Source organism: Nocardioides sp. NPDC092400, assembly GCF_040684155.1.
Taxonomy (GTDB): Bacteria; Actinomycetota; Actinomycetes; order Propionibacteriales; family Nocardioidaceae; genus Nocardioides.
In genome coordinates this window covers 362602-386632 of sequence record NZ_JBFBFJ010000003.1, presented here as the reverse complement: position 1 = coordinate 386632, position 24031 = coordinate 362602, and the positions used below count along the sequence as shown (strand labels likewise).

Here is a 24031-nt window from a genome sequence, read left to right as displayed (position 1 = left end):
CCCGTGCCGGTCCCGGGCCGGTCCCGTGCCGCCGGTCGTCTCGCGCGTGGCCTCCGCCACGGCGGTGACGGCCGTGGACCCCTAGCCTGTCCGCCATGTTCTCCAAGGTGCTCGTGGCCAACCGCGGCGAGATCGCGGTCCGTGCGTTCCGCGCCGCCTACGAGGTGGGCGCGAAGACGGTGGCGGTCTTCCCCTACGAGGACCGGTGGTCCGAGCACCGGCTCAAGGCCGACGAGGCCTACGAGATCGGCGAGCGGGGGCACCCGGTGCGGGCCTACCTCGACCCCGAGGCGATCGTCGCCACGGCGGTGCGCGCCGGCGCGGACGCGGTCTACCCCGGCTACGGGTTCCTCTCGGAGAACCCCGCGCTCGCCGAGGCGTGCGCGGAGGCCGGCATCACCTTCATCGGGCCGACGTCCGAGGTGCTGGAGCTCACCGGCAACAAGGCGCGCGCGATCGCCGCGGCCAAGGCGGCCGGCGTGCCGACCCTCGCCAGCGTCGAGCCCTCCACCGACGTCGACGCGCTGGTCGCGTCGGCCTCGGAGATGCCCTACCCCCTCTTCGTCAAGGCCGTCGCCGGCGGTGGCGGCCGCGGCATGCGCAAGGTCGACGAGCCCGGCCCGGACCACCAGCACCTCCGCGAGGCGGTCGAGACCTGCATGCGGGAGGCCGAGGCGGCCTTCGGCGACCCGACGGTCTTCATCGAGCAGGCCGTCGTCGACCCGCGCCACATCGAGGTGCAGATCCTCGCCGACGGCGAGGGCAACGTCATCCACCTCTTCGAGCGCGACTGCTCGGTGCAGCGGCGCCACCAGAAGGTCGTCGAGATCGCGCCGGCGCCGAACCTCGATCCCGAGCTGCGGGACCGGATCTGCGCGGACGCCGTGCGCTTCGCCCGCGAGATCGGCTACCGCAACGCCGGCACGGTGGAGTTCCTGCTCGACCCGCAGGGCAACTACGTCTTCATCGAGATGAACCCCCGGATCCAGGTCGAGCACACGGTGACCGAGGAGGTCACCGACGTCGACCTGGTGCAGTCCCAGCTGCGGATCGCCTCCGGCGACACCCTCGCCGACCTCGGCCTCTCCCAGGAGGGCATCGTGCTGCGCGGCGCCGCGCTGCAGTGCCGGATCACCACCGAGGACCCCGCGAACGGCTTCCGCCCCGACACCGGCGTGATCACGACGTACCGCTCCCCCGGCGGCGGCGGCATCCGGCTCGACGGCGGCACCGTCTACACCGGCGCCGAGGTCTCCGCGCACTTCGACTCGATGCTGGCCAAGCTGACCTGCCGCGGCCGGACCTTCGACAAGGCGGTCGAGAAGGCCCGGCGGGCGGTCGCGGAGTTCCGCATCCGCGGCGTCTCGACGAACATCCCGTTCCTGCAGGCGGTGCTCGACGACCCCGACTTCGCCTCCGGCAACGTCACGACGTCGTTCATCGAGACCCACCCGCAGCTGCTCCAGGCGCGCGGCAGCGGCGACCGGGGCAGCAAGCTGCTGACCTACCTCGCCGATGTCACCGTCAACCAGCCGCACGGCGAGGCGAAGGTCTCGGTCGACCCCGCGACCAAGCTCCCGCCGACCGACCTGCAGGTCCCGGCGCCGGACGGCACCCGCCAGCTGCTGCTCAAGGTCGGGCCCGAGGAGTTCGCCCGCCGGCTGCGCGAGCAGTCCCGGGTGGCCGTCACCGACACGACCTTCCGCGACGCCCACCAGTCCCTCCTCGCCACCCGCGTGCGCACCCGCGACCTGCTGACGGTCGCCCCGCACGTCGCCCGGACCACCCCGGAGCTGTGGTCGCTCGAGGCGTGGGGCGGCGCGACGTACGACGTGGCGCTGCGCTTCCTCGCCGAGGACCCGTGGGAGCGGCTGGCCCAGCTGCGCCAGGCCGTGCCGAACATCGCCCTGCAGATGCTGCTGCGCGGCCGCAACACCGTCGGCTACACGCCGTACCCCACCGCCGTGACCGACGCCTTCGTCGAGGAGGCGGCCGCCACCGGCATCGACGTCTTCCGGATCTTCGACGCCCTCAACGACGTCGAGCAGATGCGCCCGGCGATCGAGGCGGTGCGCGCGACCGGGACCACCGTCGCCGAGGTGGCGCTGTGCTACACCGGCGACCTGTCCGACCCGGGCGAGCAGCTCTACACGCTCGACTACTACCTGCGCCTGGCCGAGCGGATCGTCGAGGCCGGCGCGCACGTGCTGGCGATCAAGGACATGGCCGGCCTGCTGCGCGCCCCGGCGGCGCGGACGCTGGTGACCGCGCTGCGCGAGCGGTTCGACCTGCCGGTGCACCTGCACACCCACGACACCACCGGCGGCCAGCTCGCGACGCTGACCGCGGCGATCGAGGCGGGGGTCGACGCCGTCGACGCCGCGACCTCGTCGATGGCCGGCACCACCTCGCAGCCGCCGCTCTCGGCGCTGGTCGCCTCCACCGACCACTCCGAGCGGGAGACCGGGCTGTCGCTGGCGGCGGTCAACGCGCTGGAGCCGTACTGGGAGGCCACTCGCCGCGTCTACGCGCCGTTCGAGTCCGGCCTCGCCTCACCGACCGGTCGCGTGTACCGCCACGAGATCCCCGGCGGGCAGTTGTCGAACCTGCGCCAGCAGGCCATCGCGCTGGGCCTCGGCGAGAAGTTCGAGCAGGTCGAGGACATGTACGCCGCGGCGAACGACATCCTCGGCAACGTCCCCAAGGTGACCCCGTCCTCCAAGGTCATCGGCGACCTCGCGCTCTCGCTCGTGGGCATCGGCGCCGACCCGGCGGAGTTCGCCGAGGACCCGGGCCGCTTCGACGTCCCCGACTCGGTGATCGGCTTCCTCAACGGCGAGCTCGGCGACCCGCCGGGCGGCTGGCCCGAGCCGTTCCGCACCAAGGCGCTCGAGGGGCGCACCTGGCAGGCACCCGACCAGGACCTCACCGAGGACCAGCGCGCCGCGCTCGCGCAGGCCGGACCGCCCCGGCAGCGTGCGCTGAACCAGCTGCTGTTCCCCGGGCCGACCAAGGACTTCCTGGAGAAGCGCCAGACCTACGGCGACGTCTCGGTGCTGCCGACGGTCGAGTACCTCTACGGCCTGCGCACCGGCGTCGAGCACCAGGTCGACCTCGCCGAGGGCATCCGGCTGATCCTGGGCCTGCAGGCCATCAGCGAGCCCGACGAGCGCGGCTTCCGGACCGTCATGGCCACGATCAACGGCCAGATGCGGCCCATCGCGGTGCGGGACCGGTCCGTGGCCTCCGAGGTGGCCGCGGCGGAGAAGGCCGACACCTCCCGGCCCGGCCAGGTCGCGGCGCCGTTCGGCGGCGTGGTCACGGTCGTGGTCGCCGAGGGCGACACCGTGGCCGCCGGTGACACCGTCGCCACGATCGAGGCGATGAAGATGGAGGCCTCGATCACCGCCCCGGTCGCCGGCCGCGTCGAGCGGGTCGCCGTCGGCGGCACCCAGGCCGTCGAGGGTGGCGACCTGGTGCTCGTCCTGGCCGAGTGACGCGCCGGTGAGCCGCTCGTGGCGCGGGTGGCGCCGGGTGAGCGCCGGGTGAGCGCGGCCGGCGCCCACCTGGCCGCCGGCCGGTCCACCCCCGTCGTGGCGGGGGTGGTCACGGCGGTGGTGGGGTTCAGCAGCTCCTTCGTCGTCGTCCTCGCGGGCCTCGCCGCCGTGGGCGCCTCCTCGGCCGAGGCGGCGTCGGGGCTGGTCGCGCTCTGCCTGGCCCAGGCGCTCGGGATGCTCTGGCTGGGGCTGCGCCACCGCACCCCGCTCACGCTCGCCTGGTCGACCCCGGGTGCGGCCCTCCTGGTCTCCACCGGTGCCGTCGAGGGCGGCTGGCCGGCCGCGGTGGGCGCCTTCGTGGTGACCGCCCTCCTCATCGGCCTGACCGGCCTGGTGCCCTGGCTGGGCGACCTGGTGGGCCGCATCCCCGCGTCGCTGGCGCGCGCGATGCTGGCCGGGGTGCTGATGCCGTTGTGCCTGGCTCCGGTGACCGGGCTGGCGGACGCCCCCGGCCTGGTCGGTCCCGTGGTGCTCACCTGGGTCGTCGGGCAGCTGCTCTTCCGGCGGTGGGCGGTGCCGGCCGCGCTGGTCGTCGCGCTCACCGTCGTGCTGCTCGAGGCCGGCGACACGGTCGACACCGACCGCCTGCTGCCCACCCTCGCCTGGACGACGCCGGAGTGGACCCTGCCGGCCCTGGTCTCCATCGCGCTCCCCCTGTACGTCGTGACGATGGCCTCGCAGAACGTCCCCGGCGTCGCGGTCATGGCCAGCCACGGGTACGCCGTGCCGTGGCGCGAGTCGATGGCGGTCACCGGCCTCGGGACGCTGCTCGCCGCACCGCTCGGCGGGCACGCCGTCAACCTCGCCGCGATCACCGCCGCGATGGCCGCGGGTCCGCTGGCCGGCCCCGACCGCTCCCGGCGCTGGCTGGCCGGCACCAGCGCGGCGGTCTCCTACCTCGTCCTCGCCGCGGCCGGCTCCGCGCTCACCGCCGTCGTCGTCGCCGCGCCCGGCGACGTCGTCCAGGCCGCCGCCGGCCTGGCGCTCCTCGGCACCCTCGCCGCCTCGCTCTCCGGCGCGCTCGCCGACGAGGACGGCCGGGAGGCCGCCGCCGTCTGCTTCCTCGTCGCCGCCTCCGGCGTCACCGTCCTCGGCGTCGGCTCGGCGTTCTGGGCGCTCCTCGCCGGCCTCGCGCTCCGCCCGCTCCTCCGCGCCCGCGGCTGAGTCCGCCGCGTCGGCGTCGGCTCGGTCCGGGATGGCCCGGGCTGGGGCTCGGGCCGCCACCGCGATCGCGCAATTGAACGATCCGGGTGGTGCCACGACCGAGGAAGCGCTCCCACGCCACAGCGATCGCGCAATTGAACGATCCGGGTGGCCGCGACCACGGCCCAGGCCGGCCTCAGCCCACGGACGGCGCGAACGTCGGCGCGGGGAGCGGGTCGCGCAGCGACTCGTAGCCGTGGGCGACCTCCACCAGCGTCCGCTCGCTGCCGGCGGTGCCCCAGAACGACACCGCGACCGGCAGCCCGTCGGCGAGCTCGGTCGGCACGGTGAGCAGCGGGTAGCCGGCCATCGCCGGAACCCCGGTGCACGACCCGATCAGCTCCTCGGGACCGTCGAGCCGGATCCGGTGGGCGCGGGGGTAGGACGGGGTCACCAGCACGTCCAGCGCGTGCTCGCGCAGCACCCGGTCGATGCCGCCCTCGCGGGTGGCGGCCACGCAGCGCGCCCGCGCGGCGGCGTACTCCTCGGAGTCGGTGCCGGGGCCCGCCAGCGCCTCCTCGAGGCAGACCTGGCCGAAGTGCTCGAGCTCGACGTCGGCGTGGCGCCGGTTGAACTCCACGACCTCCGCGAGGTCGCGCGGGCCGTCGCCCGGGCGGCCGGCGAGGTACGCCGCCAGCTCCGTGCGCAGCTCGGCGAGCATCACCAGCAGCTCGTCGTCGTAGAGCGAGGCCGGCATCGTCGGCAGGTCGGTGCCGTCGACGACGACGGCCCCGACGGCCGACAGCGCCGCGATCGCGCGCTCGGCGGCGGCGTCGGCCTCGGCCGAGTAGCCCCAGTAGGGCCCGCGCGGCACGCCGATCCGCTTCCCGGCCAACCGACCCTCGACGGCGTGCGCCGCGTAGTCCACGCCGTCCCCGGCGAGCACCGACAGCAGCGCCGCGGCGTCGCGCACCGTCGTGGCCATCGGTCCGGGCGAGTCCTGGGAGGAGGCGATCGGCACGACCCCGGTGGTGGGCACCAGACCGACGGTCGGCTTGAGCCCCACGCAGCCGTTGTACGCCGCGGGGCAGCTGATCGAGCCGTCGGTCTCCGTGCCGACCGCGAACGCCGCCAGGCCGGCGGCGACGGCCGCGCCGCTGCCGGAGCTCGACCCGCCCGCCGACCGGTCGAGCGCGTAGGGGTTGCGGGTGAGCCCGCCGTACGCGCTCCAGCCGGAGGTGGACTCGTAGTCGCGGATGTTCGCCCACTCCGAGAGGTTGGCCTTGCCGAGCACGACCATCCCGGCCTCGCGCAGGCGGGCGACCAGCGCGGCGTCCTGGACCGGGTTCGGCCGCTGCGCGAGCACCAGGGAGCCGGCGGTCGTGGGCAGGTCGACGGTGTCGACGTTGTCCTTGACCAGCACGGCCCGCCCGTGCAGCGGACCGCGGCTGCGGCCGGCCGCGGACTCGGCGTCGCGCGCCCGGGCCTGGCCGAGGGCGTCGGGGTGGACCGTGCAGACCGCGCGGACGACCGGGTCGACCTCGGCGATCCGGGCGAGCAGCCGCTCGACCTCGGCGACGGACGTGGGCGCGGCGTCAGGCGGGTTCACGGGCGGAATCATCCCCCCGTGCGACCGCGCCGCCGTCAGCGGGAGGCGACCTTGAAGGTGAGGTACGTCGAGCGCAGCCCCAGCACCGACCGCAGCGTGTCGCCGGACACCGTGACCGAGCCGCGCGAGCCGACCAGCCGGACGCTGGCGACGCGCCCGCCCCACTGGCCGTTGCCGTCGCGCGAGGCGACCACGATCCGCCGCAGGTCGCCGACCGCGGGCCAGGCGCGCTCGATGCGGCCGTCGTCGACCGTCGTGCTCCACCGGTGCACCGGGTTGCCGGCCCAGCCGTCGTACGGATCCTTCTGCGCGGTGAGGTAGGGCACCGACCCGGCCGAGGTCCACCCGCCGCTGCTCGAGGCGAACTGGGTGAAGGCGGGTTCCCCGCCGGCGGTCAGCACCTGCCCGGCGGTCGCGTCGACCGCGGCGTTGGAGGCGGGGTGCTCGGCGGCCACGCCGCCGTACACCTGGCAGGAGGTCGTGTCGCACAGCTGGTAGGCCGAGGCCCGCGGGTGGGCACGCTCGTACGACGCGTACGTGCGCGCCGCGACGGCCTGCGCCCGCACGGCGGCGGGGCTCCAGGTCGCCGGGATCTCGAGGGGCACGACGCCCTTGAGGTAGCTGTCGAGCCTCAGGTCGTTGACGGTCTCGACGCCGGTGCCGACGCGGGCGGCGCGGAGCCGGCCGCGGTAGGGCCTGTCGCCCGCCGGCGTCACCAGCGTGACCGGCGCTCCCCCGGCGTAGAACTCGCCGTTGCCCGCGAGGTCGCGCCACCTGCGCCACTTGTCGGTCCGGTAGGCGACCCGCAGCCTCCCCGTCCCGGCCTCGGCGATGCGCCACTGCTTCGCGCCGTTCTCGGGCAGCCGCAGCCGGTCGCCGCCGGCGAGGTCCCGGACCGTCAGCCCGCGGCGCGGACGGACCACGACGTCGTCACCGGGATCGGTGGACAGCGCCACGGTGACCCGGCCCCGGCTCGTCCCCCACTGGGTGCCGGGGTAGTAGAACTCCACGATCTCCCGGTGGCCCAGGCCCTGCCGGGCCGCGCCCTCGGCGCCGTACTGCGACATGCCGTGGCCGTGCCCGTAGCCGCGACCGGTGATGGTCACGGTCGCCGCGCGCGGCACCGCCCAGTCGTCGATCGTGGACGCGGCGGCACGGGCGGGAGCCGCCTGCCCCGCCCCCGGGAGCAGGGCGACCGGCAGCACGAGGGCGCAGGCCGCCAGGGTCGAGAACAGACGCATGCACCAATGGCACCACCTGTCACAGGAGTCCCGCAATCGGTGCGAGTGAACTACAGATCTGTAGTTTCCGCAGGTCAGCACAGGTCAGCGCGGGTGAAGCGGGCTCGCCGGCGAACCGTCGTACGCACCCAACCTGGTGCCGCTGTGACTGCTGGGCCGGTGGGATCGCGGACGGGGGCCGGGAGGCTCAGAAGTGGTGCAGCCTCCGGGCGGCCTCGGCGATCGAGCCGGACATCGACGGGTAGACCGTGAACGCCTGGGCGAGCTGGTCGGCGGTGAGCGACTCGGCGACGGCGACGGAGACCGGGTGGATCAGCTCGCTGGCGCGCGGGCCGACAACGACGCCTCCGACGACGATGCCCGTGCCCGGGCGGCACAGCAGCTTCACGAAGCCGTCGCGGACCCCTTGCATCTTCGCGCGCGGGTTCCCCGACATCGGCAGCGTGACGACCTCGGCCTGCATCTCGCCGGCGTCGACGGCCTGCTGCGACCAGCCGACCGTCGCGATCTCCGGGGAGGTGAAGACGTTGGAGGAGACCTTCTTCAGGTCCAGCGGGTGCACCGCGTCGCCGAGGAAGTGCCACATCGCGATCCGGCCCTGCATCGCGGCGACCGAGGCCAGCATGAAGACGCCGGTGCAGTCGCCGGCGGAGTAGACGCCGCGCGCCGAGGTGCGCGAGACCCGGTCGACGTTGACGAAGCCGCCGTCCTTGAGGACGACGCCGGCCTCCTCGAGGCCCATGTCCGTGGTGTTCGGGACCGAGCCGAGCGCCAGGATGCAGTGCGAGCCCTGGACCGTGCGGCCGTCGGTGAGCGCGACGGTGACGACGTCGCCGTCGCGGGTGACCGACTCCATCCGCGACTTCGACAGCACGGTCATGCCGCGGCGGCGCAGGACGTCCTCGAGCACGGTGGCCGCGTCGGCGTCCTCGCCCGGCAGCACCCGGTCGCGGGAGGAGACCAGGGTGACCGGGATGCCGAGGTTGAGGTAGGCGCTGGCGAACTCCGCGCCGGTCACGCCCGACCCGACCACGATCAGCTCGGTCGGCACCTCGGTGAGGTCGTAGACCTGCTCCCAGGTGAGGATGCGCTCGCCGTCGGGCTGCGCGGTCGGCAGCGTGCGCGGGGCCGCACCGGTGGCGATGAGCACCGCGTCGGCCTCGAGGGTCTGCTCGGAGCCGTCGGCCGCGGTCGCGACGACGCGGCCCGGCCCGTCGAGCCGGCCGCGCGCCTCGACGACGCGCACGCCGTCCTTGGCCAGGCGGCGGGCGATGTCGGCGGACTGGTCGGCGGCGAGCTGCTTGACCCGGGCGTTGACCCGGGCCAGGTCGACGCGGATGGTCTCCGCGGCGTCGCCCTCGGTGTCGGTGAAGATCACGCCGAGCTCGGCCGCGCCGGCCAGCTCGTCCATGACCTCCGCGGTCGCGATCAGGGTCTTGCTCGGGACGCAGTCGGTGAGGACCGCCGAGCCACCGACCCCGTCGGTGTCGACGACCGTCACCTCGGCGCCCAGCTGGGCGGCGACGTGCGCGGCCTCGTAGCCGCCGGGCCCGCCCCCGACGATGACGACGCGGTCGGTGGCCATCAGAAGTTGATCATGTGGCCGGCGATGCCGTGGACGGCTTCCTTCACGGCCTCGGACAGCGTCGGGTGGGCGAAGACGTTGCGCGACACCTCGTCGGCGGTGAGGTCCCACTGCTGGGCCAGGGTCAGCACCGGCAGCTGCTCGGTGACGTCCGGGCCGATCATGTGGGCGCCGAGGATCTCGTTGTGCTCGGCGTCGGCGACGACCTTGACGAAGCCGACCGCGTCGCCGAGGCCCTGGGCCTTGCCGTTGGCCGAGAACGGGAACGTCGCCGTCTTGACGTCGTACCCCTTGTCCTTGGCCTGCTGCTCGGTGTACCCGAACGAGCCGATCTGGGGCTGGCAGTACGTCGCCCGCGGGATCATGTCGAAGTCGATCTCCATCGTCTCCGCGCCGGAGATCGTCTCCGCGGCCACGATGCCCATCGCCTCGGCGGCGTGGGCGAGCATCATCTTCCCGGTGACGTCGCCGATGGCGTAGACGTGGTCGACGTTGGTGCGCCCACGGCCGTCGACGGCGATGGCGCCGCGCTCGGTGAGCTCGACACCGGCCGCCTCGAGGCCGTAGCCCTCGGTGCGCGGCTGGAAGCCGATCGCCTGCAGGACCTTGTCGGCCTCGAGCACCTGCTGCTCGCCGTCCCTGGAGACGGTGACCTTGACCTTGTCGCCGGAGTCGTCGATGCCCTCGACCTTGGTCGACAGCAGCACCTTCACGCCGAGCTTCTTGTAGTGCTTGAGCAGCTCCTTGGACACGTCGGCGTCCTCGGTGGGCACCATCCGGTCGAGGAACTCCACGATCGTCACGTCGACGCCGAAGTTCTTCATGACGTAGGCGAACTCGACGCCGATCGCGCCGGACCCGGCGATGATGATCGAGCCGGGGAGCTGGTCGGTGAGGATCTGCTCCTCGTAGGTCACGACGCGGTCCGAGAGCTCGGTGCCGGGGATGAGCCGGGTCCGCGCGCCGGTCGCGATGATCAGGTCGTCGCAGGTGTACGACGTGGTCTCGCCGTCCTTGGTCACGTCGACCGACGTCGGGCCGGTGAGGGTGCCCCAGCCGTCGATCTCGGTGATCTTGTTCTTCTTCATGAGGAAGTGGACGCCCTTGACGATGCCGGCCGAGACCTGGCGGCTGCGCTTGTGGGTCGGTCCGAACGACATCGTGGCGTCGCCCTCGATGCCGAACTTGTCCTTCTCGTGGGTCAGGACGTGGGCGAGCTCGGCATTCTTGAGCAGCGCCTTCGACGGGATGCACCCGACGTTGAGGCACACACCGCCCCAGTACTTCTCCTCCACCACGGCGACCGTCTTGCCGAGCTGGGCGGCGCGGATCGCCGCGACGTAGCCCCCGGGACCGGCGCCGAGGACGAGGACATCGAAGTGGTTCGTCACGGTCGCCAGCCTACTTCTGTCGCGCAGGTCACCCCGACCGGGTCGCCCACCGACCAGTAGCCTGCGGACGTGACGCTCTACGCCGCCTACGGGACCAACCTCGATCCCGCCCGGATGGGCGAGCGCTGCCCGCACTCCCCGATGCGCACCACCGGGTGGCTCAGCGGGTGGCGGCTGACGTTCGGCGGCGAGGAGCACGGCTGGGACGGCGCGCTCTCCACGATCGTCCAGGACCCCTTCGAGCAGGTCTTCGTCGCGGTCTACGACATCACCCGTGAGGACGAGAAGCACCTCGACGGCTGGGAGGCCGCGGACTCCGGGCTGTACCGCAAGACCAAGGTCCGGGTCTCCACCATGGACGGCGAGGTCGTCGTGTGGACCTACGTGCTCGACGCCTACGAGGGCGGGCTGCCCTCCGCGTCGTACCTCGGTGTCCTCGCCGACGCGGCCGAGGCCGCCGACGCGCCGGCCGACTACGTCGCGGCCCTCAGGCGCCGCCCCTGCCGGTCGACAGGACTCTGACCGGGCGGCGGACCTGACCTACAGTTCCGCCGTGACCGAGACCAGCTCCCCCGACCCGTACGCCCTGGCGCAGGAGGCGGCCACCGCCCTCGCCGACCTGACCGGCGTCGAGCGCCACGACCTCGCGCTCGTCCTCGGCTCCGGCTGGCTGCCGGCGGTCGACGCCCTCGGCGGGGCCACCGCCGAGATCGACACCACCGACCTGCCGGGCTTCAGCGCCGCGGCCGTCGCCGGCCACTCGGGGAAGATCCGGTCGCTCAAGGTCGGCGAGAAGAACGTCCTGGCGTTCCTCTCCCGCACCCACTACTACGAGGGTCGCGGCGTCGCCGCCGTCGTGCACGGCGTCCGGACCGCCGCCGCGGCCGGCTGCTCCACCGTCGTCCTCACCAACGGATGCGGCGGGCTCAAGGAGACCTGGACGCCGGGCACCCCCGTCCTGATCTCCGACCACATCAACCTGACCGGCCGGTCCCCCATCGTCGGCGCGAACTTCGTCGACCTCACCGACCTCTACTCCAGCCGGCTGCGGGCGATGTGCCGCGAGGTGGACCCGACCCTCGACGAGGGCGTCTACGTGCAGTTCCCCGGCCCCCACTACGAGACCCCGGCCGAAATCGGCATGGCCCGGGCGATCGGCGGTCACCTGGTGGGCATGAGCACGACGCTGGAGGCGATCGCCGCCCGTGAGGCCGGCATGGAGGTGCTGGGCATCAGCCTGGTCACGAACCTCGCCGCGGGCATCACCGGCGAGCCCCTCAACCACGCGGAGGTGCTCGAGGCCGGGCGCGCCGCCGCCACGCGCATGGGTGACCTCCTCGGCCGGATCGTCCCCAGGATCTGAGCCCGGACATGGACACCGCGGCGGGCAGCACCCGGCAGCTGCTCGTCGACGCCGCCCTGCGGGCCTTCGCCGAGCACGGCGTGCACAACGCCTCGCTCCTCGAGATCACCCGCCAGGCCGGGCAGCGCAACCGGGGTGCGGTCCACTACCACTTCGGCAGCCGCGAGGGCCTGATCGCCGCCGTCCTGGAGCAGCACGCCGACGACATCGGCCGCCGCGAGGTCGAGCTGCTCGACCTCGCGCGGCAGCACCCCGCCGACGACATCGCCTCGGTCGTCGAGGCGATCGTGCGGCCCGTCACGGAGGTCTCGGAGATGGGCTGGCGCGGGCGGTGCTACATCGTCATCGTCGGCGAGCTGGTCCAGCAGGACATCACGCCCCTGGGACCGGACGTCCAGGCCGCGTTCGCCCGCACCGGGGGCTACGAGCTGTTCGGGCTGATGCGGGAGCGGCTCGCACCGATGGCGATGGACCAGTCGCTGGAGAACGAGCGGCTGGCGCTGATGACGGCGTTCGTCATGCACTCGGTGGCCGCGCGCGCCCGCGCCGGCGAGCTGCCGCCGAGCGGCCGCGAGGAGCTGCCGACCGAGCGGTTCGTGCAGAACCTCGTGCTGATGGCCACCGCGATGGTGACCGCACCGGTCCCCGCGCCGGTCCCCGCGCCGCTGCCGACCGACCGGTAGCGTGGCCGCGTGCCGCGCATCAGCGCCGGTTCGCTGCAGGAGCACCGCGCCGACCTGCGACGCCGGGTCTTCGACGCCTTCGCCGAGCTGGTCGGCGAGCGGTCCTACGACGCCGTCACCATGGCCGCGATCGCCGAGCGAGCAGGCATCGGCCGCACCGCGATCTACCACCACTTCCCCGACAAGGCCGCCGTCGTCGTCGCCTTCGCCAGCGACGAGACCGAGCGGTACGTCGCCCGGCTGACCGAGGTCCTCGGCGTCACCGACGACCCGGTCGAGCAGCTGCGCACCTACGTGCGCCACCACCTCGCCGCGGACGAGGAGTTCCACCTCGGCCTGGGGCCGCGGCTGTTCGCGATGCTGAGCGACGAGGCCCGCCGGGAGATCCGCGGGCACGTCGTCGCGGTCGAGGACGTCCTGCGCTCGGTCCTCGTCGCGGGGCGCGACTCCGGGCGGATGGTGGTCGAGGACGTCGAGGCCACGCTGCCCCTCGTCCATGCGTGCCTGAGCCCCCGGCACCTCCCGGCGCGGACGATCGAGTCGTTCGTCCTGCGCGCGGTCGGGGCCGGGGGCTCCGCGGGCTGAGGGGTCAGCGGGCGACCTTCAGCGCCACGGTCCGCGCCACGCGCTCGTAGACCGACGAGCCGGCGTACACGACCTTGATCCGGTAGCCGCCCTTCGCGAGCCTCGGCAGGGCGACGGTGGCCCTGCCCCCGGCCAGCCTCGCGGTGCGGGTGGCCACGACCTTGCCGGTCCGCCCCGACGTCGCCGCCCTGGCGATGCGGACGGTGACCTTGCCGCCGACCGTGCCGGCGTCACCGGTGTAGGCGACGCGGAGCCTGCCGGCCCGGACGGACGTCGGCTTCTTGGTGACCGCGACGGTCGCGCGCGGCTCGGTCTTGCCGCCCAGCGCGGCCCAGTCGATGGTCACCGGGGTCTCGGTGTCCTGGGAGGTGTTGGAGTGGGTGTGCGCCTGCCAGGTGTAGAGGGAGTACGACGTGCCGCGCTCCAGCTTGGCCGCCGGCGCGGTGAGCGACGTGGTGAAGGCACCGCCCACGACCTGCGCAGCGGGCACCCAGGCCGCCGCCACGAACTCCGACTGGTCGGCCATGTCGTCGGTCTCGGGCAGGCCACCGGCCTCCGCGAGACCGACGTACACGCCGTTGTCGCCGGGGTTGGTGGTGCCGTCGAAGCCGGTGCCGGAGACGGTGAACGCGACTCCGCTGCGCGAGGTGGTCGCGGTGTGGGAGACCGCGGGCGCGGCCGCGGCGGCCGGGGTGGCCCGGGCGGTGAACGCCGCCGGCGCCTTCTTGGCGTCGCTGCTCGCGCCGGAGGCGTGGAAGTGGGCGCGCAGCCCCGACGGCAGGTGGCCCAGGAGGTCGGCGGCCCAGGCCTTCCCGTCGACCGGCTGGCCGGCGGGGATCCCGAGCGCCGCCGACCCCGGGCCCTCCGGGAGCACGCCGTCCCAGGCGGGGGTGGCGGTGATCGAGCCGAGGCCGTCCGCGACCGTCCAGGCCGGCGCGTCGAACGTGGTGACCGTGACCCGCGCCGGGGCGACGTCGCTCGCCGGCTGGCCCATGCCGCCGTTGACCTTCGCCGAGACGAGCGCGCTGATCGTGCCGTCGCCGTCGGCCTCGACGGTCACCCGCGGCTGGGCGAACGTGACCGTGTAGACGGCCGTGCCGACCATCGGGATCTCGAACGTGCCCGCCACGGAGCCGGCGTAGGACACCGACCCCGCACCGGTCGCCGGGTCGTAGCTCCCCACGCCGTCCGGGAAGGTGACCACCCCGTCGGCGGCCTCGGTGGCCCCGCCGGCGAGCTCGTGGCTCGACAGGTGGTCGTCGAACTGCTGGGAGATCTCCCAGGTCAGGGACGGCGCGGCCGCGGCGGTGGCCGGGGCGGCCGTGGCCGGGGCGGCCGTGGCGACCAGGGCCAGGCCGGAGGCGGCCATCGTGGTCGCTGCGGCCGAGGCGGCCCAGCGGGTCGGGCGGATCATGGTGCTTCCTCTCGGTACGGGGTGGCGGCGGGGGCACGCGGGTGCGCCCCCGCCGTGGTTCAGCGGACGCGCAGGTCGAGGACCGTGGTGTCGCCGACGTAGTTGCGGGCGCCGAGGTAGCGCACCCGGACCTTCCAGGTGCCGGCACCGAGCCGGGCGACCGCGAACGTGGCCCGGCCGTCCTCGAGGGCGACCGGCGCGATCGTGCGCCGGAGCTTCCCGTCGCGGTAGAGCCGCAGCCGCACCCGGCCGGCGGGGTCGCCGACGGCAGCCGCTCCGCGGACGACCGTGGTCAGCCGGCCCGCCGCGGTGGCGGTGGGCTGGCGCGACCAGCGCGCGGTGACGACCGGCGACGCCTTCTCGACGACCACCACGTGCTCGGCGACGACCACACCGTCGAAGGAGATCCGTGCGGTGTGGCGGCCCGCGCCCAGGCGGGCCGGGATGCGGAACGTCGCGCGGCCGTCGACGAGCTCGGTGGTCTGCTCGGCGCCGAGGCCGGTCAGGACCGCGGTGCCGGACGCCGGCTCGCCGCCGACCGTGATCACGGCCGAGATCGAGCCCGACCGGCCGAAGGCCGCCTGGGCGGGGCCGGTGACCCCGACCGCCGCGGGCTGCTCGGGCTCCTCACCCGGCTGCTCGGGCTCCTCGCCGGACTGCTCGGGCTGCTCGGGGCCGCTGCCCCCGCCGGGCCCACCGGCGGGCGGCGCGAGCCTGGACCAGTCGATGGTGACGGGCGTCTGGGTGTCCTGGCTGGTGTTGGAGTGGGTGTGCGCCTGCCACGTGTAGACCGCGTAGCTCCTGGTGGGGTCGAGCTTCGCGGTCGGAGCGAGCAGCGTGGTGCTGAAGGCGCCGCCGGGCATCTGCTGCGGCATGACCCAGGCCGCCGCCGCGAACGCGGCCTGGTCGGTCTGCGAGCCGGTGCTCGGCATCCCGCCCGCGGGCGCCAGGCCGACGTAGACGCCGTTGTCGCCCGCGTTGGTGACCGCCCGGAAGCCGGTGCCGGAGACGGCCACCTGCACCCCGCCGGCGTACGACGCGGCCGTCACGGACGCGGTCGTCCGCGGGTTGCTCGCCGGAACCTCGGGACCGGTGCCCGGGCCGGGGTCGGTCCCGGGGCCGGTGCCGGGCTGCGCCAGCTTCGACCAGTCGACGGCGAGGGCCTTCTCGACGGCCTGCGAGTCGTCCGCGACCGGGTTGCCGTGGGCACTCCAGGTGTAGACCGACCACGACCTCGCGGGGTCGAGCTTCGCGGTCGGCACGACCAGCGCGGTGGTGAACGACCCGCTGACCAGCTTCGCCCTGCCGACGTGCGTGGCCGCCGCGAAGCCGGCGTCCGTCAGGCCGAGGATGCCGCCGCTGGGCGCGACGCCGACGTACACGCCGTCCGGCGCGCGCTGCACCTTCGCGTCGGGGTCGAAGCCGGTCCCGGTCACCGACAGCGCGAGGCCGTCGGCGTACGACGCGGAGGTGGTGGTCACCTCGAGCGCGGGCGTGGCGACCGGCGCCGCGGCCGGCGTGGCCTGGGCGGTGAAGGGTGCGGGCGCCTTCTTGGCGTCGCTGCCCGCACCGGAGGCGTGGAAGTGCGCGCGGACCCCGGGGGTCAGCTGGCCGAGGAACGCAGGGTGCCAGGACCGGCCGGCGACCGGCTGGCCGGCCTTGATGCCGAGCGCAACCGACTCCGGGCCCTCCGGGAGCACGCCGTCCCAGTCGGGCGTGGCGGTGACGGACCCGAGGCCGTCCGCGACCGTCCAGGCCGGCGCGTCGAAGGTCGTGACGGTGACCCGCTCGGGATCCGTCGACGCGGCGGGCGCCTGGCCGCTGCCGACGTTGGAGGCGGACACCTCGGCCGTCACGGTGCCCTCGCCGTCGGCGTCCACGGTGACCGTGGGGTTCGCGATCGTGACCGTGTAGAACGGCGAGCCGCCGAAGGCGAACGAGCCCGCCACGGAGCCGGCGTAGGACACCGACCCCGCACCGGTCGCCGGGTCGTAGGTCCCCACGCCGTCCGGGAAGGTGACGACACCCTCGGTGGTCTCGGTGGCGCCACCGCCCAGGACGTGGCTCGAGAGGTGGTCGTCGAACTGCTGGGAGATCTCCCAGGTCAGCACGGGGGCCGGTGGCGCGGCGGGGGCCGGCGCGGCGGCTGCGACGAGCGCGAGGCCGGAGGCCGCGAGCGTCGTGGCGGCCGCCGAGGCGACCCAGCGGGTGGGGCGGATCATGGCGTTCCTCTCTCAGGCGACGCGGGCGCGTCGGGGCACGGGCAGCAGCAGCACGACGGCCGCGGCGAGCAGGAGGGCACCGGCCAGCCACCAGGGCCAGGACGGGGCGGGGCCGGGCTCGGCCCGGGTGGGCGCCGCGGCGACCAGCTGCGTGCTGGCCGGCAGCGCGGCCGGCGCAGCCGCGGCCGGTGCGGCGGCGACCGGTGCGGCCGGCACCGTCGGCACGGCGGGGGCCACCGGGGCCGGGGCGGCCACCGGGGCGGGGGCCACCGGCGCGGGACCGGGCGCCGGGTCCGCGGTCGGCGGCGCGACCGTCGGGTTGACGATGACCGGCTGCGTGGGCGGCGCGGTCGGGGTCGGCGCGGGGTCGGTGCCCGTGGCGTCGTAGGACACGGTGAGCGGCTGCGGGACCTTGAACGGGTCGGTCGAGGAGCCGCTGGAGAACCAGAAGGCGGCGGTGCCGAGGCGGTCCATGTACGCCACGAAGGCCCCCGGGAAGGAGCCCGACCACTCCTCCCCCGTCGTCTGGCCGAGGCCGTCGACGGTCACGCCGCGGTACGCCGGCTCGACGCTCAGCCCGCCGCCCGGTCCGGCGTCGCCGAGGTCGACGTCCGGCAGGTCGGCGAGCGTGACGGTCTCCCCCGGCACGGGGGTCCAGGACCCGGGGTCGTCGACCGAGGAGGCGTACCCGCTCACCGTCGCGGTGAGGGTGCCCCGCCCGTCGGCCACGTCGAGCACGGGGTCGCTGACGTGGAACATCGACATCCCGGAGTAGTAGACGACCGTGAGGTCGCCGTCCCACGCGACGTGGGCCGTGCCGGCGGCGGGGTCGACGTACCCCTCGCCCGAGGCGATCGTGAACCGCAGACCGCTCGTCGACCCGCTCGCGGGTGGGCCGAGCGGCTTCCCGGCGGCATCGGTGGACAACCCCTTCCAGGTCGCCGGGCGCCACCGGCGGCCGTCCCACTTCTGGATGCGGACGTCGCCCTCGCGCTGCTGCCAGGACGACCGCGGCAGCGTCGTGCCGCCCCGGCCCGGGTCGGGGACCCGGCCGGCGGAGAGGAAGTTGTAGGTGTCCGGCGCGTGCGCCCGGTTGCTCGACTCGTGGTTGATCCCCCACCGGAGCACGGCCCCGTCCAGCTCGACCCGGGTCGTGGGGTCCTCGGCGGGCTCCTCGGCACCGGCGGGCGCCGCCCCGAGCACCCCGCCGGACGTCCCGCCGAGCAGGGCGACGACGGCGGCCGAGGCGAGCGCGGCGGCGATGCCGTGCCGTCGCCGGTCAGGCCGCACGACGCACCCGCCGCGTGCGCAGGAGGGGGTACGCCGCGCGGCCGGCCGCCGCGAGGAGCACCAGGCCCGCCGCGCCGGCGACGAGCAGGCCGGCCCGCTCGGAGCCCGGGCGGGCCGTCGCGGCCACCGCGTCGGTCCCGGTGATCGCGAAGGAGACCGCGGGGGCCCCGTCGACGCCGTGGACACGCAGCTCGTGGGTGCCGGCCGCGGCGTCCTCGGGCAGGGCCAGCACCCCGGCGGTGCCGCCGTCGGCGCCGACGAGGAACGGCCCGGCACCCGCCGCACCGTCGTCGAGGACGACGGTGACCTGGCGGCCCGGCGGGAGGCCGGCGGCGGTGAAGGCGAGCACGTTGCCGGCGACGGCCGAGGCGCGGTCGACCTTGAGCGTGGGCGTGCTCGCCGCGGCGCCGGCACCGGGCACCTCGCCCGCGGCGGGCGTCTGGGCGCCGCTCGGCACGGATCCCTCCGGCACGGCCCCGGCCACGGGACCGGGCGGCGCGACCGGTGCGCCGGTGTCCGCCCCGGCCGCGGGCGCGGCCGGGTCGGTCGGGTCAGCCGGGTCGGCCGGGTCGGTGGGCGCCGCCTGCTGCAGCGAGGCGACCCGCACGGGGGTGAAGGTCTCGTTGCGGGCGTTCTTCACGCCGTGGGCACCGACGGTGATCACGCCGCAGGTCAGCCTCCGGCAGTCGATGGTCCGCACCGAGTCGTCGCGGTCGTAGGCCCGGAACGTCGCGCCGGGCACGACGACCGTCGTGGACCACGTGCCCTTCGCCGACATGGTGCCGCCGTTGGCGGAGCCCGCGGTGTCGGAGCCGGGGAACGCGACGTACTTCTGGAAGCCCTGGTTGTCGCGCGCCTCGCTGTCCGGGACGTACCAGTAGTCCTCACCGGTCGCGCCCCCGCGGCTGGGCTGCCAGGTGCCGTCGACGGCACCGAAGAAGACGTAGATCCCCCCGTGCCCGCCGCGGATCGACTGGAAGCCGCTCCCCCGCACCTGCAGGGTCGTGGCGTACGTCGGGTCGACGGCCGCGTCGCCGTCGGGGTTCGCGACGGTGACCCGCGAGGCCGCGGCGGCCGGGGCTGCGGGCACGGCGAGCGAGCAGGTGGCCGCGAGCAGCAGCGCGGCGAGGAGCCGGGACCTCACAGGACCTCCTGGAGCGGCGACGGGGTGCGGACGGGGACGACGAGGAGGTGGCCGGCGTGCTCGACGACGTCGACCGGGTGGCCGTAGACCTCGCTCAGCAGCGCCCCGGTCAGCACCTCGGCGGGCGGGCCGTCGGCGCGGACCCGGCCGTCGGCGAGGACGCAGACGCGGTCGGCGTACGCCGCGGCGAGCGAGAGGTCGTGCAGCACGACAACGGCGGCGGCACCGGCCCGGACGGTGCGGCGCAGCACGTCGAGCAGCGCCTCCTGGTGACGGATGTCGAGGGCCGCGGTCGGCTCGTCGAGCATCAGCACGGGGGTGGCCTGGGCGAGCAGCCGGGCGAACGACGTGCGCGCCTGCTCGCCGCCCGAGAGCGTGGGGAAGTGCCGCTGCCCGAGAGCGGCCACGTCCGCCCGCTCCATGGCCTCGGCGACGACGCGCTCGTCGTCGTCCTCGGCCGGGGTCCGGTGCCACGGGGAGCGGCCCATGCGCACGACGTCCTCGACGCGGAACCCGAACGCGAGGCCCTGCTGCTGCAGCTGCACCCCGCGCACCCGGGCCAGGTCGCGGGCGGCGTGCCGGCGCAGCTCGCGCCCGCCGAGCTCGACGGTGCCCGTCGTCGGCACGGTGTCGCCGGAGAGGACGCCGAGCAGGGTGGACTTGCCGGCGCCGTTCGGCCCGACCAGGGCCAGCAGCTCCCCGGGCCGGACGTCGACGTCGACCCCGTCGAGGATGCGGTGGCCGTCGACGGCCACGCCGACGCCGCGTGCGCGGACCGTCGCGCCGGGGGCCGTCACGCCCAGCCCCCCGCCGTACGACGGGCCCGGCGCAGCAGCCAGAAGAAGAAGGGGCCGCCGACCAGGGAGGTCAGCATCCCGATCGGCAGGTCGGCGTACTCGATCGCGGTGCGGGCCCACAGGTCCGCGACGACGAGGAGGACGGCACCGCCGAGCGCACTGGCGGGCACGAGCAGCCGGTGGCCGGGACCGGCCACCAACCGCACCAGGTGCGGCACGACCAGCCCGACGAACGCGATGATCCCGCAGAAGGACACCGCCGCGGCGGTGAGCACGGCGACCGCCACGATCGTGGTCATCCGCAGCCGCTCGACGTCGACACCGACGTGGCGGGCGGCGCGGTCGCCGAGCGCGAGCAGGTCCAGCCGGGGCGCGAGGAGGAGGGCGACGAGGATCCCGCCGACGGCGAGCGGCGCGACGACGCCGACCTGCTCCCAGCGCGACCCGTTGAGGCTGCCCAGCTGCCAGAAGACGATCTCCTCGCGCGCCTGGGTGTCGCCCAGGAACATCAGGAAGGCCAGCCCGGCGCTGGTCACCGCGTTGAGCGCGATGCCGGTCAGCACCAGCGTGACCACCTCGGTGCGGCCCTCGTCGCGCGACATCACGTAGACCAGCACGGTGGTCACCAGCCCGCCGAGGAAGGCGCACACCGCGACCGTCCAGGTGCCGGCGAAGGTCAGGTCGAGCACGATCACCGAGGCCGCCGCGACGGCGGCCCCGGAGGAGACCCCCACGACGCCGGGCTCGGCCAGGGGGTTGCCGAAGACGCCCTGCATCAGGGCGCCCGCAGTGGCGAGCGCGGCGCCCGCGAGGGCGGCCATGGCCACGCGCGGGAACCGGACCTGCCACAGGGTGCTCTCGCCCTGGGGGTGGGACGGGACGGGGCCCCAGTCCAGCCCGAGGCGGTGCAGCACCGACCCGACGACCTCGTTCGGGGGCACGTCGAGCTGGCCGTGGCCGGCCCCGAGGACGAGTGCCACGAGCAGGGCGACGCCCAGCCCGCCGAGCAGGCCGACCCGGCCCGCGAGCACGCGGGCGGCGGTCCGCGGGGTCGCCGGGGCGGTGCGGCCGGCGGCGGGAGGGGCGGCGGTGGGGGTGGCGGTCACGACAGCTCGCCCGGTGCGTACGCCGCGACGGTGAGGGCCTCGAGGACCGAGGCGGTCGCGGGGCCGAAGCCGAGGACGGCCGCGTCGCCCATCGCCACGAACCGGCGGTGCCGGCCCGCGGGGGTCTCGGCCAGCGCGGGCAGCCGCTCGAGCAGGCCGTCGACCCCGCCCGCGGACTCCAGGCCCCCGGACATCATCAGCACCAGGTCGGGCTGCGCGGCGACCAGGCCCTCGTCGGTGAGCGGCTTCATGCCGTTCCAGCCGATCTCCTCGGCGACGTCGTACCCGCCGATCGCGTCGATGAGCGAGTCCGCGCCCGACCCCTCGCCGAACATGTAGTAGACGCCGCTCTGCCCGCGCACGTAGAGGAACACCATCCGCAGCCGCTCGCCCTCGTCCGCCGGCGCGACGCGCGCGACCTCGGCGGTGACCGCGTCGATCTCCCGCCGGGTCCGCTCGGCGAGCGCCGCGCCCTCCTCCGGGACGCCGAGCGCCTCGGCGACGCCGTGGACCAGTCCTCCGACGTTCTCGAGGGTGCGCTCCGGCTCGAGCACGACGACGGGGATGCCGGCGTCCCGCACCTGCAGCACGACGTCCCAGGGACCGAGGGAGGTGTCGGTGACGACCAGCGTGGGATCGAGCTCGAGGATCGCCTCGGCGACGAGGTCGTGCCCGTCCTGGGTGACCAGCGGCAGGTCGTCGAGCCCCGCGACCTGGGTGGACACGTCGCGGCCGACGAGCACGTCGGCCAGGCCCAGCTCGGCGACGGTGCGCGCGAGCGTCCCGTGCACGTCGAGCGCCAGCACGCGGCTGGCGTCCTCGACCCGCACCTCGGTCCCCTGGGCGTCGGTCAGCGTCACCGGCAGGTGCTGCTCGGGCGCCTCCGCGACGGGGTCGATCGCGTCGTCGGCCGCCACGACGGCCTCGCCGTCCCAGGCGCGGACGTCCTCCAGCGGCTCCACGTCGGCCAGCGGTGGCGCCGTCCGCAGGGCCGAGGGGTCGGCGTCGGAGCCGACGGCCCGCTCGCCGGTGGAGATCCCGCAGCCGGCCAGCAGCAGCGCGACCACCAGCCCGGCGATCGACGGGACCAGCAGGCGGACGGAGGAGGACGGGGGCAGCACGCCGAGTAAGGTACACCTAAGTTAGGTAAGCCTCACCAAATGTCCAGACCGATCTGACAGTGTGTCAGGATGTTTTTGACAGCGTGTCCGGACCGCGCTTCGATGGCGCAGCCCCGCTCCAGCCCCCGCTCCAGCCCCCGTCACAGCGACGCAACAGCCGCAGGAGAGACTCATGACCGTGCTCGACGCCGGCCCCACCACACCCGCCCTGTCGGTCGCGATGCGCGAGGGCTCCCGCGCGGAGCACGAGGACGCCGAGGGGTCGACGTTCATGTCCGAGCTGCTCGACGGCCGCATCTCCGAGGAGGGGTACGCTGCGTACCTGCGCCGGCTCCGCGGCGTGTACGCCGCCATGGAGACCGTCGTCCGGGAGCGTTCGGACGACCCCCTCGTGGCCGCCGTCCACGACCCGGCCCTGGAGCGGCTCGCCGCGATCGACGCCGACCTGGACCACTGGGCGCCCGGCGCCGACCACGACCTCGCGCCCGGCGAGTCGCCGGCGGCGGCGACGTACTGCGACCGCCTCCGTGGGGCGTCCTGGGGCGGCGCGCTGGTGGCCCACCACTACACCCGCTACCTGGGCGACCTGTCCGGCGGCCAGGCGATCGGCCGGGTGCTCGACCGGGCCTTCGAGCTGGACGGGGCCGGGACGGCGTTCTACGCGTTCCCCGCGATCCCCAAGCCGAAGCCGTACAAGGACGCCTACCGCGCCCGCCTCGACGCACTGGGCCTCGACGGCGCCGGGGTGGACCGGGTGGTCGAGGAGGTGAAGGTAGCGTTCCGGCTGAACCAGGCCCTCTTCACCGAGCTCGGAGAACGCATCGATGCCTACCGCCGCCCGGCACGCCAGGACTGACACCGGCCCCGCCGGCTCCCACGACCGCCGCGGCGTCCGGGGCGCGTCCGCATGAGGGTCCTGGTCACCGGCGCCGCCGGCAGCATCGGCCGGGTGGTCTCGCTGGGCCTCGCCGACCGGGGGCACGAGGTCGTCGGCCTCGACCGGCTGCCGCAGCCCTCGGGCGAGGACGGCGCCTGGTACACCGTCGACTGCACCGACCCCGACGCCGTCGACGCCGTCTTCGTCGAGCAGTCCCTCGACGCGGTCGTCCACCTGGCCGGGCACCCCGGCGAGGCGAACCTCCCGGACTCGCTGGCCTCCCACGTGGTGACCACGGGCGCGCTGCTCGACGCGATGGTCGCCCACGACGTGCGCCGCATCGTCTACGCCTCCTCCAACCACGCCTTGGGCCGCACCCCGCGCCGGGACCTGGTCGGCGTCGACGCCCGGCCGCGGCCCGACACGTTCTACGGCGTCAGCAAGGTGGCCGCCGAGGCGCTGCTGAGCCTCTACGTCGACCGGTACGGCATCGACGCGGTCGTCTGCCGGATCGGCTCGTTCCTCCCCGAGCCCGAGACGGTCCGCAACCTCTCCACCTGGCTCTCCCACGACGACTGCGTCCGCATGGTCGAGGCCGGCCTCACCGCCACGGCCCCGGGCTTCGCGGTGCTGTACGGCATCTCCGCCAACACCCGGGCCTGGTGGGACCTCGAGCCGGGTCGCGCGCTGGGCTACGACCCGCAGGACGACGCCGAGGCCTGGGCCGACCGGATCCAGCCCTCCCCCGAGGACGACTGGGACGCCGCGCACGTCGGCGGCCCGTACGCCACGCCGACGTTCGAGCGGCCCGCCCTCGACCGCTCCTGAGCCACCCTTCGCCCCGACTCCTCAGGGGAAACCGGCACTCCTCAGGGGATGCAACCCCTGAGAGGTGCCGGTTTC

Annotated in this window: 19 protein-coding genes; 8 read left to right on the top strand and 11 right to left on the bottom strand. The window is 74.9% G+C overall.

What is annotated here, in order from left to right:
- The first annotated feature begins 95 nt into the window (after window positions 1-95).
- Both AB0N29_RS13580 and AB0N29_RS13575 read left to right on the top strand, forming a co-directional pair.
- Window positions 96-3497, top strand: a complete 3402-nt coding sequence (locus tag AB0N29_RS13580) for a pyruvate carboxylase (RefSeq protein WP_364867426.1) — start codon at window positions 96-98, stop codon at window positions 3495-3497.
- Window positions 3498-3545: 48 nt separating this feature from the next.
- On the top strand, window positions 3546-4721 hold the full coding sequence (locus tag AB0N29_RS13575; RefSeq protein ID WP_364867424.1) for a benzoate/H(+) symporter BenE family transporter: 1176 nt from the start codon (window positions 3546-3548) through the stop codon (window positions 4719-4721).
- 175 nt (window positions 4722-4896) lie between these two features.
- Here the strand turns inward: AB0N29_RS13575 and AB0N29_RS13570 are convergent, their stop codons facing one another.
- From AB0N29_RS13570 to lpdA, 4 genes are all read right to left on the bottom strand, one after another.
- Complete coding sequence (locus AB0N29_RS13570) at window positions 4897-6309, bottom strand: amidase family protein (protein ID WP_364867422.1); 1413 nt, start codon at window positions 6307-6309, stop codon at window positions 4897-4899.
- Window positions 6310-6344: 35 nt separating this feature from the next.
- Window positions 6345-7550, bottom strand: a complete 1206-nt coding sequence (locus tag AB0N29_RS13565; RefSeq protein ID WP_364867420.1) for a SpoIID/LytB domain-containing protein — start codon at window positions 7548-7550, stop codon at window positions 6345-6347.
- Window positions 7551-7737: 187 nt separating this feature from the next.
- Window positions 7738-9135, bottom strand: a complete 1398-nt coding sequence (locus AB0N29_RS13560) for an NAD(P)H-quinone dehydrogenase (RefSeq protein ID WP_364867418.1) — start codon at window positions 9133-9135, stop codon at window positions 7738-7740.
- The gene (gene lpdA, locus AB0N29_RS13555; RefSeq protein ID WP_364867416.1) at window positions 9135-10526 is read right to left on the bottom strand and encodes a dihydrolipoyl dehydrogenase; all 1392 of its coding nucleotides are present in this window, start codon (window positions 10524-10526) and stop codon (window positions 9135-9137) included. The genes AB0N29_RS13560 and lpdA overlap by 1 nt, the downstream gene beginning before the upstream one ends.
- Before the next feature lie 69 nt (window positions 10527-10595).
- Here lpdA and AB0N29_RS13550 point away from each other — a divergent pair, with 69 nt between their 5' ends.
- From AB0N29_RS13550 to AB0N29_RS13535, 4 genes are read left to right on the top strand one after another with little or no spacing between them, the layout of a single operon-like run.
- A complete protein-coding gene (locus tag AB0N29_RS13550; RefSeq protein WP_302267840.1) occupies window positions 10596-11048 on the top strand; it encodes a gamma-glutamylcyclotransferase in 453 nt (150 codons plus the stop codon).
- Window positions 11049-11079: 31 nt separating this feature from the next.
- Window positions 11080-11889 carry a purine-nucleoside phosphorylase gene (locus AB0N29_RS13545; protein WP_302267841.1) on the top strand — a complete coding sequence of 270 codons (810 nt, stop codon included), beginning with the start codon at window positions 11080-11082 and terminating at the stop codon, window positions 11887-11889.
- Window positions 11890-11897: 8 nt separating this feature from the next.
- On the top strand, window positions 11898-12572 hold the full coding sequence (locus AB0N29_RS13540) for a TetR/AcrR family transcriptional regulator (protein ID WP_302267842.1): 675 nt from the start codon (window positions 11898-11900) through the stop codon (window positions 12570-12572).
- 9 nt (window positions 12573-12581) lie between these two features.
- Window positions 12582-13157: a TetR/AcrR family transcriptional regulator gene (locus tag AB0N29_RS13535; RefSeq protein ID WP_302267843.1), complete on the top strand. Its 576-nt coding sequence runs from the start codon at window positions 12582-12584 to the stop codon at window positions 13155-13157.
- A 4-nt stretch (window positions 13158-13161) separates the two neighbouring features.
- Here AB0N29_RS13535 and AB0N29_RS13530 read toward each other — a convergent pair whose 3' ends face one another.
- Genes AB0N29_RS13530 through AB0N29_RS13500 form a run of 7 tightly spaced genes read right to left on the bottom strand, consistent with a single transcriptional unit; the run spans window position 13162 to window position 22251 of the window.
- The gene (locus AB0N29_RS13530) at window positions 13162-14571 is read right to left on the bottom strand and encodes an HtaA domain-containing protein (RefSeq protein ID WP_364867410.1); all 1410 of its coding nucleotides are present in this window, start codon (window positions 14569-14571) and stop codon (window positions 13162-13164) included.
- A gap of 59 nt (window positions 14572-14630) precedes the next feature.
- Window positions 14631-16793 carry an HtaA domain-containing protein gene (locus AB0N29_RS13525; protein WP_364867407.1) on the bottom strand — a complete coding sequence of 721 codons (2163 nt, stop codon included), beginning with the start codon at window positions 16791-16793 and terminating at the stop codon, window positions 14631-14633.
- 12 nt (window positions 16794-16805) lie between these two features.
- Entirely contained in the window at window positions 16806-18083 is a 1278-nt protein-coding gene (locus tag AB0N29_RS13520; protein ID WP_364867405.1) for a hypothetical protein, read from the bottom strand.
- Complete coding sequence (locus AB0N29_RS13515; RefSeq protein ID WP_364867403.1) at window positions 18073-19227, bottom strand: hypothetical protein; 1155 nt, start codon at window positions 19225-19227, stop codon at window positions 18073-18075. The genes AB0N29_RS13520 and AB0N29_RS13515 overlap by 11 nt, the downstream gene beginning before the upstream one ends.
- The gene (locus AB0N29_RS13510) at window positions 19224-20024 is read right to left on the bottom strand and encodes a heme ABC transporter ATP-binding protein (protein ID WP_364867401.1); all 801 of its coding nucleotides are present in this window, start codon (window positions 20022-20024) and stop codon (window positions 19224-19226) included. Before AB0N29_RS13510 ends, AB0N29_RS13515 begins: the two co-directional genes overlap by 4 nt.
- A complete protein-coding gene (locus AB0N29_RS13505; protein ID WP_364867399.1) occupies window positions 20021-21130 on the bottom strand; it encodes an iron ABC transporter permease in 1110 nt (369 codons plus the stop codon). Before AB0N29_RS13505 ends, AB0N29_RS13510 begins: the two co-directional genes overlap by 4 nt.
- Window positions 21127-22251: an ABC transporter substrate-binding protein gene (locus tag AB0N29_RS13500; protein WP_364867397.1), complete on the bottom strand. Its 1125-nt coding sequence runs from the start codon at window positions 22249-22251 to the stop codon at window positions 21127-21129. The genes AB0N29_RS13505 and AB0N29_RS13500 overlap by 4 nt, the downstream gene beginning before the upstream one ends.
- Window positions 22252-22423: 172 nt before the next feature.
- Here AB0N29_RS13500 and AB0N29_RS13495 point away from each other — a divergent pair, with 172 nt between their 5' ends.
- Both AB0N29_RS13495 and AB0N29_RS13490 read left to right on the top strand, forming a co-directional pair.
- Window positions 22424-23107: a biliverdin-producing heme oxygenase gene (locus tag AB0N29_RS13495; protein WP_364867395.1), complete on the top strand. Its 684-nt coding sequence runs from the start codon at window positions 22424-22426 to the stop codon at window positions 23105-23107.
- A 51-nt stretch (window positions 23108-23158) separates the two neighbouring features.
- The gene (locus AB0N29_RS13490) at window positions 23159-23956 is read left to right on the top strand and encodes an NAD(P)-dependent oxidoreductase (RefSeq protein WP_364867393.1); all 798 of its coding nucleotides are present in this window, start codon (window positions 23159-23161) and stop codon (window positions 23954-23956) included.
- Window positions 23957-24031: the final 75 nt, after the last annotated feature.